The organism is Citrobacter sp. Cpo091, from assembly GCF_030332645.1.
Lineage (GTDB): Bacteria > Pseudomonadota > Gammaproteobacteria > Enterobacterales > Enterobacteriaceae > Citrobacter > Citrobacter portucalensis.
The window spans coordinates 249,297-263,287 of the sequence record NZ_JAOWHL010000027.1; the positions used below are offsets into that span (position 1 = coordinate 249,297).

Genomic DNA, 13,991 nt, shown 5'->3' on the forward strand with positions numbered 1-13,991 from the left:
TTTAAGGGTAAAAGAATGTTTATTGCCTGGTATTGGATTGTATTAATTGCACTCGTTGCGCTGGGGTATTATTGCCATATGAAACGTTATTGTCGGGCATTCCGCCAGGACAGAGATGCCTTACTTGAAGCGCGAAACAAACTCTTTCGCCGCTCTGGTGAAGATAACAGCGCGGTTAAGGAACAGGATTAGTCCTTCATATTCTGCTATGGATGAGCGGATGCTGTAAATTTGCAGGGTGGCATCCGCCCTCTGGATTATCCGATTCCCATCGACTGGAGGATGACGAGGCTTAATCCCATCACCGACATTCCACATAACACCCCATAGCTGGGATTATTATTGGGATCGATCTCTTTTGCCAACGGCATCAATTCATCGACGGACAGCGCCACCATAATACCTGCGACAGCCGCCATTATTGCCGCCATCACCACCGGTGATATCAGGCTACCGAGAATTAACCACGCCAGTACGCCGCCCAGTATTTCTGCCATACCTGAAATCCCTGCCCAGAATATCGCCGTACGTTTGGAGCCTGTGGCTGCATAGACGGGACCCGCCACCGCTAATCCTTCAGGAATATTGTGCAATGCAACGGCGAGGGCAATACCAAAGCCCAGCTCAAGGTTGCTACTGGCGGTAACAAACGTCGCAATCCCTTCAGGAAAGTTGTGCAGGCTGATGCCGAGCGTTAATAAAATCGCGGTGCGTTTAATAGAGCCGGGTAGAGGCTGCGTTGTTTTTTGTACCAGATCCTGAGGGTGCGCGTGCGGCAATAGACGGTCCAGGCCAAAGTAGCCCAGTAAGCCGACGATAAACATTCCGTAGCCCAGCACTGGCGACATACCTTCAGCGGCCAGCGCAGCAGGTAGCATCTCCATAAGGGAGATCAGTAGCATAATCCCGGCGGCGAAGCCTAAAGAAAAGGCAAGAACGCGGTTAGACGGTTTTTGCCCTAACACGCCGAGAAATGCGCCGATAAACGTGGCGGCACCTGCCAGTAAAGTCAGAAGTAAAGGTACTGACATCGACAAATAAAACTCCTTATCAATCTGCTGTCCGGGTTAGATCGTCAAAATAACTGATGATCTTCATCATGGTTATCTGAGTTCTTCATCAACCGAATAAGCGTATTGTGGTGGTATCAAAATGACTCCCTCAGTAAGGATATCATCATGTCTTCAACTCGTATGCCAGCATTGTTTTTGGGTCACGGTAGCCCGATGAATGTTCTGGAAGATAACGTTTATACCCGTGCCTGGCAGCAACTGGGGGAAACGTTGCCGCGTCCGAAAGCCATTGTGGTGGTCTCGGCGCACTGGTTCACCCGTGGAACGGGTGTGACTGCGATGGAAGCCCCCAAAACGATCCACGATTTTGGCGGTTTTCCGCAAGCATTATATGACACCCATTACCCGGCTCCCGGCTCGCCTGAACTGGCGCAGCATCTGGTTGACTTACTTGCTCCAGTGCCTGTGACCCTGGACAAAGAAGCCTGGGGTTTTGACCACGGTTCCTGGGGCGTGCTGATCAAGATGTATCCGAATGCGGACATTCCGATGGTGCAGTTGAGTATCGACAGCACCAAACCCGCGTCATGGCATTTTGAGATGGGCCGTAAGCTGGCGGCGCTGCGTGATGAGGGCATTATGCTGGTGGCCAGTGGTAACGTGGTGCATAACCTGCGCACTGCGCGTTGGCACGGTGAGAACACGCCTTATCCGTGGGCGACTTCATTCAATGACTATGTTAAGGCAAACCTGACATGGCAGGGACCGGTTGAGCAGCACCCACTGGTGAACTATCTCGATCATGAAGGTGGATCGTTGTCGAACCCGACGCCGGATCACTATCTGCCGCTGCTGTATGTACTCGGGGCTTGGGACGGTAAAGAGTCTGTCACGATCCCGGTAGATGGTATTGAGATGGGAAGTTTAAGTATGTTGTCGGTGCAGGTTGGATGATGAATGCCCGATGGCACTGCGCTTATCGGGCATTAAGTTCGCGTCGTAGGCCGGGTAAGGCGAAGCCGCCACCCGGCTCTCTCAATTATTCGACAAAAATATGCGGATAGAAACGTGACAGATCCTGCGTGATCAACGCGCGGTCTTCACGAATGCCGATCCCAGCTGGTTGATCGTTGATCAGCCAGCTGCCAATCAGCATATAGCTGTCGCCAAACTTCGGTAGCTGATGGAACTGCTGCACGATCATGCCTTCTTCACCGTACGGTCCTTCCACGGATTCGATCGTTTTACCGTTCTCAACGATGGAGACATTAGCCCCCTCGCGCGAGAAGATCGGTTTTACGACGAATTTATCCATCTGCGGATGGTCGTCTTCGGCGAAGTACGCTGGCAGCAGGTTCGGATGGTCCGGGAACATTTCCCATAACAGCGGCAACAGTGCTTTGTTGGAGATAATGCTCTTCCAGGCCGGTTCCAGCCAGCGAACGCCAGCATCTTCCAGCTTGGTGGAGAACATTTCACGCAGCATGAATTCCCACGGATAGAGCTTGAACAGGTTAGCGATTACCTGATCCTGCATGTCGGTGAACTGACCTTTTTCACCAAGACCAATATCTTCTACATAGAGGAATTCTGTTGCGATCTCAGCTTCGGCAGCGCAATCCTGCAGATACTGGATCGTACCGCGATCTTCTACCGTATCACGACAGCAGGTCAGATGAAGCAGTTGAAAACCATACTGCTCACGCAGCTCGGTGAAACGCTCGATCAGTTTTTCCTGCAGACTGTTGAACTGATCGCTGCCTTCCGGCAGGTTGCCCGCATTGAGCTGATCTTCCAGCCAGATCCACTGGAAAAACGCGGCTTCGTACAGCGAGGTTGGCGTATCGGCGTTGTTTTCTAAAAGCTTGGGTTCACCCGTGCCGTCCCACGCCAGATCGAGACGTGAATAGAGCGACGGTTGCTGTGTCTGCCAGGACTGGCGGACAAAGCCCCAGGTATGCTTCGGAATGCGAAACTTGGTCATCAACTCATCGCTGGCGATGACCTTTTCCACCACCTTGAGGCACATTTGATGCAGCTCTGAGGTGACCTCTTCCAGCTTTTCAACCTGAGCAAGAGTGAGCTTATAGTACGCGTCTTCACACCAGTAAGGCTCGCCGTACATAGTGTGAAAATTGAAACCGTATTCGGTGGCTTTGTCGCGCCAGTCCGGGCGCTCAACAATACTGACTCTTTCCATGACGATCAGCCACCCATTGAACGTGTGGTGGTGCCGCTTGCGCTACGCTGCATGGTGCTCTGTTTGGCCACAGACTCACCAAATCCGCCGCGGGTTACGGTAGAGGTGGTAGCTGGTTTCGGTGCCATAGCGGTTTTCGGTACGGTCATGGTGCGACCCGGCGTTGCTGCACCGTAGTTTTTACCGCTGGCATCCGTGTATTTGCCGTAAGCCGGGCTGGCTGGATTTTTCGAGCTGAACAGCGGTTGCTGAGCGCCCATTCCGCCGCCCATCAGTCGGCCCATCATGTAGCCCGCCATCAGCGGCATCCAGAAGCTGCCGCTGCTTTGATTCTGCGCCTGAGCCTGGCCTTCACCGGTCGGTGCCATTCCCGCTTGCGCAGGAGCCTGCTGGCACTGGCCTTCGCCGAATTCAGCGATACAGTCTTCACGAGTGGCGTATTTTGGTGCGGTACGTTCAGCTTCTTTCAGCGCATTGTTAAACGCGGTAGTACATTCGGCGCTTTTACCCGGATTCGCCGCAGAGCAGTCGTCAGCGTTCTGATAAAGCGAAACCGTTTCGTCGCTCTTTTCACAGCCCGCGAGCATAAACACAGCGGTAACTGCCAGGGCGACAGGAGTCAGATGGCGCGCGCTCCAGCTTTTGCGGAACGAGGCGTGATGTATAGATTTTGTCCGTTTCATTTATGTCTTCCAGTACCCAGTGGTAACTCTGCTCAGAATAGAGGATGACTGGTCGAAATTGAAGCGGTAAGAGGCGAGAATGCGGAAGAAGGGGCGGATCTTTACGTTGTCTTACGTTCAGACGGGGCCGAAGCCCCGTCATCAGCATCAGTTACGGAACGGGTTGTTGCCGGTGCTGCTGGTTGAACGTGCTGCTGTCGGCTGTGCCGCAGGCGTCGCGCTGTTGGACGTATAACCGTCCGCCGCGGCATCTTGCTGCGCGTTTTCCGGCGCGATCGTATCCGGAGTCGTGGATACTGGTTTACCCAGCGTATTGTTCAGTGCCACCAGATCCTGCTCGTTCAGCGTACCGAGCGCAGATTTGACGTTTAACTGGTTGATGAGATAGGTATAACGCGCATTCGCCAGTTGCTGCTTGGCGTTGTACAGCGTGGTGGTGGCATCCAACACATCCACAATGGTACGTGTACCTACGGAATAGCCAGCTTCCATCGCATCCAAAGAACTTTGTGCAGAGACAACCGCTTGTTTGTACGCGTTAATGCTACTGATAGACGCATTGATGTTGTTGAACGAAGAACGAACGGTCTGCACCACGCTGCGGTGTGCGCTTTCCAGTTGTTCACTCGCGCCAACAAAGTTGTACTGCGCTTGTTTCACCTGCGAGTTAACCATTCCGCCCTGGTACAGCGGCAGTGAGAAGCTCAGACCGATTTTATTCTGGCCCATGTTGCTGTCGTCATACTGGGAGGTGTTGGTTTTAGACCCGCTGTACGAGGTGTCAGATACCCCGGTAGAGGCGGTCAAATCCAGGGTCGGTAAATGACCATCCTGCGCCAGACGAATTTGCTCACGTGCCAGATCCTGGCTCAAACGGGCCTGCAATAACGACAGGTTGCGGTTTTCTGCTTCTTTCAGCAGCGCGTTCACCGCCTGCGGTTTGTTGGTCTTAAAACCATCAACGTTCAGTGAAGCCAGTTCCGGGTAGTAGTTACCGGTTACCTGGCGCAGCTGTTCTACCGCGTTATCCAGATTGTTACGCGCGGTAACTTCATTCGCCAGTACAGTATCGTATTGTGAACGGGCGTTTTGTACGTCAGTGATGGCAACCAGGCCAACGTTAAAACGCTGAGTGGTCTGATCTAACTGACGATAGACCGCATCTTTCTGTGCCTGAGTGTAAGAAAGCACGTCAATTGCGTTTAGTACGTTAAAATAGGCCGTGGCGGTATTCAGGATCAGCGTTTGCTGATCGGTCTGATAGGTCACGTCCTGGATGCCCGCTGATTTTTCTTGCAGCGTCAGGGCACGCCATTTAGACATGTCAAAAATAGACTGAGTTAACTGCAAAGATGCGCTGGTGGCGTTGGAGTTGACGCCATTTGCATCACGGTAGCCATTGCTGTAGGTGTAATCGGCACCTAAACCCAGTTGCGGCAGTAATGGGCTACGCGCTTCGTTAATTTTTTCGAATGCAGCATCGCGATCGGCGGCGGATTTACGCAATTCCGGGTTGCTCAGGCGTGCTTGCTGATAAACCTGCATCAGGTTTTCTGCCTGGCTCAAAGTACTGAACCCCGACAGGCTCAGGCCGATAAGGATGGGGAGCAATTTCTTCATTTGCATTCCTTGTTGTGAAGCAGTATTTAGCGCTGATCAAATTGTAAAAATATTTGCTGATTCTAGCAGAATCCGCCACTTCAAAAAGTTGGCGTTACGTGCCATACGGCGTTAATTTGCATCAATTTAACACAAGGGCGTTCAAACATCAGTCAAACGACCTTGAAATTCACATTTTAATCACTATTGGTTTCAGGACAGCACAATGCGTAAACCAGACAACTTGCCAATGACTTTCACTAAAAATGATGTAGAAATTATTGCACGAGAAAAGCTATACCGCGGTTTTTTTTCACTGGATCTTTATCGGTTTCGCCATCGCCTGTTTAACGGGGGGATGAGCGGCGAGGTAACGCGCGAAATTTTTGAGCGCGGACACGCGGCAGTCTTGCTACCCTTTGACCCTGAGCGAGATGAAGTTGTGCTGGTCGAGCAGATCCGTATCGCGGCATTTGATACCAGCGAAAGCCCGTGGTTACTGGAAATGGTGGCCGGGATGATCGAAGAGGGCGAAACCGTTGAAGATGTAGCCCGTCGTGAAGCAATGGAAGAGGCCGGGCTGGAAGTTAAGCGGACGAAGCCCGTTCTGAGCTATCTGGCAAGCCCGGGTGGCACCAGTGAGCGCCTGTCTATTTTAGTCGGCGAAGTGGACGCCACGACCGCGAGCGGGATCCATGGTCTGGCTGATGAAAACGAAGATATTCGTGTTCATGTGGTAAGCCGGGAACAGGCTTACCAATGGGTTGAAGAGGGGAAAATCGACAACGCAGCGTCTGTCATCGCCTTGCAATGGTTACAGCTGCACTATCAAGAGTTAAAAACTGAGTGGAAAAAATGAAGCGTTACACACCTGACTTCCCTGAAATGATGCGTCTGTGCGAAACCAACTATTCGCAATTGCGCCGCCTGCTGCCACGTAATGATGCAGCCGGTGAAACAGTGAGCTATCAGGTAGCAAACGCACAATATCGGTTAACGATCGTGGAATCGACCCGATACACTACGCTTGTTGCGATCGAACAAACGGCACCGGCCGTCACATACTGGAGCCTGCCTTCATTGACCGTGCGCCTGTACCATGACGCAAGGGTGGCTGAAGTGTGTTCAAGTCAGCAGATCTTTCGCTTCAAAGCGCGGTATGATTATCCAAATAAAAAGTTGCATCAACGCGACGAAAAGCATCAAATTAATCAGTTTTTGGCCGACTGGTTACGGTACTGTTTAGCACATGGAGCGATGGCGATTCCGGTTTATTAGCGTCGTGAAACCTAAGGACACCATTTGGAAAGCCTGTTAACCCTTCCTTTGGCTGGTGAGGCCAGAGTCAGGATCTTACAAATTACAGACACTCACCTGTTTGCCGAAAAGCATGAAACGCTGCTGGGTGTGAACACCTGGGACAGCTATCAATCCGTACTGGATGCAATACATGCAGAGTCGCCTGAGTACGATCTGATCGTCGCGACGGGTGATTTGGCGCAGGATCAATCCGCTGCGGCTTATCAGCATTTTGCTGAGGGCATCGCAAGTTTTCGTGCGCCCTGCGTTTGGCTACCGGGCAATCACGATTTTCAGCCGGCAATGTACAGCGCGCTGCAGGATGCGGGCATTTCCCCGGCCAAACGCGTTTTCATTGGCGAACAGTGGCAAATCTTGCTGCTCGACAGCCAGGTGTTCGGCGTTCCCCACGGTGAGTTAAGTGAATTCCAGCTCGAATGGCTGGAACGTAAACTTGCCGATGCGCCAGAGCGTAATACCTTGCTACTACTGCATCATCATCCCCTGCCTGCGGGCTGCAGCTGGCTCGATCAGCACAGTCTGCGTAATGCCGCTGAACTGGATAACGTGCTGGTGAATTATCCTCGCGCCAAGTATCTATTGTGCGGGCATATTCATCAGGAACTGGATCTGGACTGGAACGGACGCCGTCTGCTGGCGACGCCGTCGACCTGCGTGCAGTTTAAACCGCACTGTTCCAACTTCACATTGGATACCATCAGCCCAGGCTGGCGGACGCTGGAGCTTTTTGCCGACGGGACGTTGCAGACTCAGGTACGTCGTCTGCAGGGTAATCGGTTCCACCCTGATACCGCTTCAGAAGGCTACTGATGTCTACGCTTCTCTATCTTCACGGATTTAATAGCTCTCCTCGTTCGGCGAAGGCGTGTTTACTGAAAAACTGGCTGGCGGAACACCACCCGCACGTTGAGATGATCGTGCCGCAGCTACCTCCGTATCCGGCGCAGGCCGCAGAGATGCTGGAATCGATCATTCTTGAACACGGCGGAGAGTCGCTGGGGATTGTCGGTTCCTCTTTAGGCGGCTATTACGCCACTTGGCTGTCGCAATGTTTTATGCTGCCGGCAGTGGTGGTGAACCCTGCCGTACGGCCTTATGAACTGCTGGTCGACTATCTCGGTCAAAACGAGAACCCCTACACGGGGCAGCAATATGTGCTAGAGTCACGCCATATTTACGATCTTAAAGTCATGCAGATTGACCCGCTGGAAGCGCCGGATTTGATCTGGCTGCTCCAACAAACGGGCGATGAAGTGTTGGACTACCGCCAGGCGGTGGCGTATTACGCCTCCTGCCGTCAGACAGTTATTGAGGGCGGAAACCACGCATTCACGGGCTTCGAAGATTATTTCAACCCGATTGTCGATTTCCTTGGACTGCACAGTTTCTGACGATCAATTCGAATTGCTTATTTAAACCATGACGCAAACTTATAACGCTGATGCCATTGAGGTACTCACTGGGCTTGAGCCGGTACGCCGTCGCCCTGGGATGTACACCGATACGACCCGTCCGAACCATCTTGGGCAGGAAGTGATTGATAACAGTGTGGATGAAGCACTGGCGGGCCACGCGAAACGCGTGGACGTGATCTTACATGCCGACCAGTCTCTGGAAGTCATTGATGACGGACGCGGCATGCCGGTAGATATTCACCCTGAAGAAGGCGTTCCGGCGGTTGAGCTGATCCTCTGTCGTCTGCACGCGGGCGGCAAGTTCTCTAACAAGAACTACCAGTTCTCCGGTGGTCTGCACGGTGTGGGTATCTCCGTTGTTAACGCCCTGTCCAAACGTGTGGAAGTGAACGTGCGCCGCGACGGGCAGGTATACAACATCGCGTTTGAGAATGGCGATAAAGTGCAGGATTTACAGGTTGTCGGTACCTGCGGCAAACGCAATACCGGGACCAGCGTGCACTTCTGGCCCGATGAAAGCTTCTTTGACAGCCCGCGTTTTTCTGTTTCGCGCTTAACGCACGTACTGAAAGCCAAAGCGGTGTTGTGCCCAGGCGTTGAGATCACTTTTAAGGATGAGGTCAACAACAGCGAGCAGCGCTGGTGCTACCAGGATGGTTTAAATGACTATCTGAGCGAAGCGGTGAATGGCCTACCGACGCTGCCGGAAAAACCGTTTATCGGTAATTTCAGCGGTGAGACGGAGACGGTGGACTGGGCGCTGCTCTGGCTGCCGGAAGGCGGCGAGCTGCTGACCGAAAGCTATGTGAACCTGATCCCAACCATGCAGGGCGGTACGCACGTTAACGGTCTGCGTCAGGGACTGCTGGATGCGATGCGCGAGTTCTGCGAATACCGTAACATCCTGCCGCGTGGCGTGAAGCTGTCGGCGGAAGATATCTGGGATCGCTGTGCTTATGTGTTGTCGGTAAAAATGCAGGATCCGCAGTTTGCCGGACAAACCAAAGAGCGCCTCTCTTCGCGTCAGTGTGCGGCATTCGTCTCTGGCGTGGTGAAAGATGCATTCAGTTTGTGGCTGAACCAGAACGTGCAGTCAGCCGAACTGCTGGCTGAGATGGCGATTTCCAGCGCGCAGCGTCGTCTGCGTGCGGCGAAAAAAGTAGTGCGTAAAAAGCTGACCAGCGGTCCGGCGCTGCCGGGTAAACTGGCGGACTGTACCGCACAGGATCTTAATCGCACCGAACTGTTCCTTGTCGAAGGTGACTCGGCGGGCGGATCGGCCAAGCAGGCGCGCGATCGTGAATATCAGGCGATCATGCCGCTGAAAGGTAAGATCCTCAATACCTGGGAAGTCTCTTCCGATGAAGTGCTGGCTTCGCAGGAAGTTCACGATATTTCCGTGGCGATCGGTATCGATCCGGACAGCGACGATCTGAGCCAATTGCGCTATGGCAAGATCTGTATCCTGGCGGATGCGGACTCCGATGGTCTGCACATCGCTACGCTGCTGTGCGCGCTGTTTGTGAAGCACTTCCGCACGCTGGTGAAACACGGTCACGTCTACGTGGCGCTGCCGCCGTTATACCGTATCGACCTCGGCAAAGAGGTCTATTACGCGCTGACGGAAGAAGAGAAAGCGGGCGTACTGGAGCAGTTAAAGCGCAAGAAAGGCAAGCCGAACGTGCAGCGCTTTAAAGGTCTGGGTGAAATGAACCCGATGCAGCTTCGTGAAACTACGCTGGATCCGAACACCCGTCGCCTGGTGCAGCTCATTATCGATGATGAAGACGATCAGCGTACCAACGCAATGATGGATATGCTGCTGGCCAAGAAGCGTTCTGAAGATCGTCGTAACTGGTTGCAGGAGAAAGGCGACCTGGCGGATCTCGAAGGGTAATTGCATGTAGAAAAGCCGGAGATGGGCGTAAAATGCCTTATCCGGCTCTCATCTGACGAAGCGATTTATGCCGGATAGCTAAGCGTCACCCGGCAAATCGACAATCTTAAATGCCCGACTCCAGAATACGAATATTCATGTCCAGCACGTCACCTTTCACGGCTTCGCTGTAGGCTTTCATATGCGGGGTCTGCAAATGCGCTTCAAGATGCGCGATGCTTTCCCACTGCTCAACCATCACGATTGAATCTGGTGCTGTAGTCTGAAAACTCACACCTGCGGCGTGATCCACCATCGGCGCATAGCCGTGGCAGCCTTCTTCTTTCAGTACGGTCGGAACGATTTTGGCAAACTGATCCAGTACCGCCTGGCGGTGATGTTGACCTGGACGTGTACGGATTTCTGCAATAACGGTAAGCATGGTTAACTCCTTCTAATTCCAGGTTACCAGTTAACCAAAAATTTCGGTCAGATGCTTGCGATATTCTGCGATATAACGCGGGACGTCCGGCATTTTAATCACGTCATTGGTGATAAAGGTCGGCAGCGCTTCCATTCCCAGGAACTGGTTTGCTTTATGGAACGGGAGATAGACGCCATCAACGCCAACGCCATGGAAGAACTGGTCTTTTTCAGTGAAGGCTTCCATCGGTGCGTTCCAGGTCAGGGACAGCATGTATTTTTTGCCCTGAATCAGCCCGCCGGAGCCGTATTTTTTAGAGGCATCTGAACGTGTGCGGCCGTCGCTGGCGTACAGCGTACCGTGACCTTCGGTAAACACGTCATCGATGTATTTTTTCACGGTCCACGGTGCGCCCATCCACCAGCCTGGCATCTGCCAGATAACCGCATCGGCCCAGACGAAATTCTGCACTTCTGCTTTTACGTCATAATCGCTGTCTGCGCGTACGACTTTAACATCATGCCCGAGGTCGCGCAGGATACCGTCCGCGACCTCGGTCAGGGTGTCATTCAGTTGACCATTAGAATGGCCGAATTTTTTCGCCCCGTTGATAATCAGAATGTTGCTCATTTTGTGTCCTCAAGGAAATACGTTTGAGGACGATTTTACTCCCACCAGCGGTGCGGTGAAATTAGCAAAATGTGCAAAGTCTTTTGCTATATGAGCAACAATAACGCAATTACCAACTGACTTTTGCTTCAAAGCCACCTTCCGGAGCGTTGCCGAACGAGGCTGACATCCCATGCAATATCGCGATACGACGGACAATCGACAGGCCGAGACCGCTGCCGGTCACGCTTTGCCCCGGTGGGCGATAAAAGCGTTCTCCAATGTGCATCAGAACTTCCGGCGCAATACCTGGACCATTATCTTTGACGCTAAAATTGCGGGCGTTTAGCGTCACTTCCACAATGCTTCCCCGGGGACTATAGCGAATGGCATTATCCAGCAGATTTCGCACCATCAGGCTGAGTAACAGCGGTTGCCCGGTACATGTGATGCCATGCGCGTTAATCTGCAAACGTACGTCAATATGCGCCTGCTGGGCCGAATGGTAGATATCCATCACCGAAGATTGTAGTAGCTCCTCCAGCGAGATTTCTGCCACATCCTGAAGATTGTCGAGGGAGTCAAGGCGCGAAAGCGTCAGTAACTGATCGACCAGACGCGTGGCGCGATCGATCCCGGCCTGCATCTGCATTAAGGCTTTTTGCCGTGCCTGCGGGTCATCGTCAGACAGTTGCGCCACTTCGGTTTGTACTTTCAGCGCCGTCAATGGACTACGCAACTCGTGAGCGGCATCTGAAGTAAAGCGCCGTTCACGTACCATGGTGGTATGAATACGAGTGAAAAATTGGTTGAGTGATTCAACCAGCGGGCGCACTTCGCTTGGCACACCTTTCGGGTCGAGCGGTTCTTCTGATTCCGGGGCGCGCCAGCGCAGAGCTTGCGCCAGTTTTTTTAGCGGCCTGAGTTCGCGACTCAGCATGACCACCAGGATCAGCAACATCAGCGGCAGCGCAACCAGCCACGGGGTTAACTGTGCGGTAAGGATCGACAGCGCCATATCCTCCCGGTATTCCCACTCCTGGCCCACCACAATGCGATATTTTCCATCAGCGGAATTCAGCCACAGGAAGCGCCAGGAATCGTTGTCGCCCCTGAGTTGGCCGTCGCTAAACCCCTCCCGGCTGTAGCTGTAGGGAATATCCTGGCCATTGTCGCCATCGTGTAGCACCATTTTGCCGTCGGTGGAGTAGATGGCAAACGCCAGTGCGTCGTCATCAATATGGCCATGTTTCAGTTTTTTTGGCGTGCGGGCCATATTGCTTGAGGTGGTGACATCGCTGATATCCAGCGTGCTAAGCCGCTTGGCGAACAGCATCAGCTGCGTATCAAACAGCTCATCGACATTATCGGTAGTCTGCCTCCAGGCCACAAAACTGGATACGGCCCAGGTTGCTGATGCCAGAATCAGAAAAATAAGCGTTAGCCTGACTCGCAGGCTGAGGCGTTGTGTAAGTTTCATGCGTCACCCAGGGTATAGCCAATGCCATGCACGGTACGGATAAAGTCGCTGCCGAGCTTACGGCGTAAGTGATGGACGTGGACCTCAACCGCATTGCTGGAGACATTTTCGTCCCAGGTATACAGTTTTTCTTCAATCAGTTTGCGGGGCAGGACGCGGCCCTTGTTACGCATAAGCAGCTCCAGCAGCGCGAACTCTTTGGGCTTAAGAGACAACGGTTCGCCAGCCGCTGTGGCGACCAGCGCGCCGGGATCAAGCGTCACCTCGCCATGGCGTAATGTGTTGATGGCCTGGCCGCTGGCACGACGCACCAGCGCCTCCAGCCTGGCGGCAACTTCGATCAGCGCAAAGGGTTTGCACAGATAGTCATCTGCGCCCAGGCGCAGGCCTTCAACGCGTTCTGCCAGCGCGTCGCGAGCGGTCAGAATCAGCACAGGCTCCTGCTTTCCGTTGGCTCGCCATTCGCGCAAAATGTCCCGTCCGTCTATGCCTGGCAGCGTCAGGTCGAGGATTACCGCATCATAAGGTGCGCTGTAGAGTGCTTCTTTCCCTTGGCGACCTTCGGTAAACCAGTCGATGCTGAAACCCATTTTACTCAGACCTGTTTTCAGGCCATCGCCAATCAACGTGTCATCTTCGATCAGTAAAATACGCATATGTTCATCCCTGCGATAACTCATTTGCAGTCAGTAAACCTGTGGCTACAGCCTCTGTACAGCAAAAAAAGTATCTTTTTTTGCCTTAAGAACTTGTTAAGGATTAACTTATTTAATAGTCGTAAACCAACATGAAAGGGAGACATGACGATGAAAAAATTAGCTGCAATAGTTGCCGTAATGGCACTGTGTTCCGCACCTGTTCTGGCAGCTCAGCAGGGCGGCTTCTCTGGGCCAACGACAACCACCACGCAGAGCCAAAACGGCGGATTTGTCGGCCCGAACGGTAGCAGCACGACGGTAGAAAGCGCCAAATCACTGCGTGATGACACTTGGGTTACCCTGCGCGGGAACATCGTTGAGCGTATTTCCGACGACCTGTACGTGTTTAAAGATGCGACCGGCACGGTGAATGTGGATATCGATCACAAGCGCTGGAACGGCGTAACCGTCACACCGCAGGATGTGGTTGAAATCCAGGGTGAAGTGGATAAAGACTGGAACTCCGTTGAAATCGACGTGAAACAGATTAGCAAAGTTGCTAAATAATCCCCATCAGGGCCGCATTCGCGGCCCTTTTCTTAGAGCTAGTCTTAATCCCAGTTGCCATAGGGGTAGGTTTTACCGTTGATAAACGCCTGCGTTGACGGGAGGAAGGTAAAACTGCCGCCCGGGACGACGTAGTCTTTACACAGGGTCAGGTCCTTGCCGGAGCG

At 53.0% G+C, this 13,991-nt stretch carries 16 protein-coding genes; 8 read left to right on the top strand and 8 right to left on the bottom strand.

Annotated elements, in window-relative coordinates; translation table 11 throughout:
• The first annotated feature begins 15 nt into the window (after nt 1–15).
• Entirely contained in the window at nt 16–192 is a 177-nt protein-coding gene (locus tag OGY04_RS03350; RefSeq protein WP_020996336.1) for a hypothetical protein, read from the top strand.
• Between the two features lie 65 nt (nt 193–257).
• Here the strand turns inward: OGY04_RS03350 and zupT are convergent, their stop codons facing one another.
• The gene (gene zupT / locus OGY04_RS03355) at nt 258–1,031 is read right to left on the bottom strand and encodes a zinc transporter ZupT (RefSeq protein ID WP_003024600.1); all 774 of its coding nucleotides are present in this window, start codon (nt 1,029–1,031) and stop codon (nt 258–260) included.
• Nucleotides 1,032–1,178: 147 nt separating this feature from the next.
• On the opposite strand from zupT, the gene ygiD reads away from it, so the two are divergent.
• Nucleotides 1,179–1,967, top strand: coding sequence for a 4,5-DOPA-extradiol-dioxygenase (gene ygiD, locus OGY04_RS03360; RefSeq protein WP_032945034.1), 789 nt, complete (start codon nt 1,179–1,181; stop codon nt 1,965–1,967).
• A gap of 85 nt (nt 1,968–2,052) precedes the next feature.
• On the opposite strand, the gene OGY04_RS03365 is transcribed toward ygiD, so the two are convergent.
• The 3 genes from OGY04_RS03365 to tolC all read right to left on the bottom strand — a co-directional run bounded on the left by OGY04_RS03365 (nt 2,053) and on the right by tolC (nt 5,522).
• Nucleotides 2,053–3,213 (bottom strand): glutathionylspermidine synthase family protein, encoded by a 1,161-nt coding sequence (locus OGY04_RS03365; RefSeq protein ID WP_204558549.1) that lies wholly within the window; start codon nt 3,211–3,213, stop codon nt 2,053–2,055.
• 5 nt (nt 3,214–3,218) lie between these two features.
• Entirely contained in the window at nt 3,219–3,896 is a 678-nt protein-coding gene (locus tag OGY04_RS03370; RefSeq protein ID WP_003024591.1) for a DUF1190 family protein, read from the bottom strand.
• 147 nt (nt 3,897–4,043) lie between these two features.
• Nucleotides 4,044–5,522, bottom strand: coding sequence for an outer membrane channel protein TolC (gene tolC / locus OGY04_RS03375; RefSeq protein ID WP_100247260.1), 1,479 nt, complete (start codon nt 5,520–5,522; stop codon nt 4,044–4,046).
• A gap of 199 nt (nt 5,523–5,721) precedes the next feature.
• Between tolC and nudF the strand changes: the two genes are divergently transcribed.
• Genes nudF through parE form a run of 5 tightly spaced genes read left to right on the top strand, consistent with a single transcriptional unit; the run spans nt 5,722 to nt 10,127 of the window.
• Nucleotides 5,722–6,354 carry an ADP-ribose diphosphatase gene (gene nudF / locus OGY04_RS03380; RefSeq protein ID WP_032945031.1) on the top strand — a complete coding sequence of 211 codons (633 nt, stop codon included), beginning with the start codon at nt 5,722–5,724 and terminating at the stop codon, nt 6,352–6,354.
• Complete coding sequence (locus OGY04_RS03385) at nt 6,351–6,773, top strand: DUF1249 family protein (RefSeq protein ID WP_003024582.1); 423 nt, start codon at nt 6,351–6,353, stop codon at nt 6,771–6,773. Before nudF ends, OGY04_RS03385 begins: the two co-directional genes overlap by 4 nt.
• 24 nt (nt 6,774–6,797) lie before the next feature.
• Nucleotides 6,798–7,625 carry a 3',5'-cyclic-AMP phosphodiesterase gene (cpdA, locus tag OGY04_RS03390; protein ID WP_016154517.1) on the top strand — a complete coding sequence of 276 codons (828 nt, stop codon included), beginning with the start codon at nt 6,798–6,800 and terminating at the stop codon, nt 7,623–7,625.
• On the top strand, nt 7,625–8,206 hold the full coding sequence (yqiA, locus tag OGY04_RS03395) for an esterase YqiA (protein ID WP_003024575.1): 582 nt from the start codon (nt 7,625–7,627) through the stop codon (nt 8,204–8,206). Before cpdA ends, yqiA begins: the two co-directional genes overlap by 1 nt.
• A 28-nt stretch (nt 8,207–8,234) precedes the next feature.
• The gene (gene parE, locus OGY04_RS03400; protein WP_003024571.1) at nt 8,235–10,127 is read left to right on the top strand and encodes a DNA topoisomerase IV subunit B; all 1,893 of its coding nucleotides are present in this window, start codon (nt 8,235–8,237) and stop codon (nt 10,125–10,127) included.
• 106 nt (nt 10,128–10,233) lie between these two features.
• On the opposite strand, the gene OGY04_RS03405 is transcribed toward parE, so the two are convergent.
• From OGY04_RS03405 to qseB, 4 genes are all read right to left on the bottom strand, one after another.
• Nucleotides 10,234–10,548 carry a putative quinol monooxygenase gene (locus OGY04_RS03405; protein WP_003024557.1) on the bottom strand — a complete coding sequence of 105 codons (315 nt, stop codon included), beginning with the start codon at nt 10,546–10,548 and terminating at the stop codon, nt 10,234–10,236.
• Nucleotides 10,549–10,578: 30 nt separating this feature from the next.
• Complete coding sequence (locus OGY04_RS03410; protein WP_003828397.1) at nt 10,579–11,160, bottom strand: NAD(P)H-dependent oxidoreductase; 582 nt, start codon at nt 11,158–11,160, stop codon at nt 10,579–10,581.
• 109 nt (nt 11,161–11,269) lie between these two features.
• Nucleotides 11,270–12,619 (bottom strand): quorum sensing histidine kinase QseC, encoded by a 1,350-nt coding sequence (gene qseC / locus OGY04_RS03415; RefSeq protein WP_286584740.1) that lies wholly within the window; start codon nt 12,617–12,619, stop codon nt 11,270–11,272.
• Entirely contained in the window at nt 12,616–13,275 is a 660-nt protein-coding gene (gene qseB, locus OGY04_RS03420) for a quorum sensing response regulator transcription factor QseB (protein WP_153686666.1), read from the bottom strand. The genes qseC and qseB overlap by 4 nt, the downstream gene beginning before the upstream one ends.
• Before the next feature lie 150 nt (nt 13,276–13,425).
• Here qseB and OGY04_RS03425 point away from each other — a divergent pair, with 150 nt between their 5' ends.
• Nucleotides 13,426–13,824, top strand: a complete 399-nt coding sequence (locus OGY04_RS03425; RefSeq protein ID WP_286584743.1) for a YgiW/YdeI family stress tolerance OB fold protein — start codon at nt 13,426–13,428, stop codon at nt 13,822–13,824.
• The last annotated feature ends 167 nt before the right edge of the window (nt 13,825–13,991 follow it).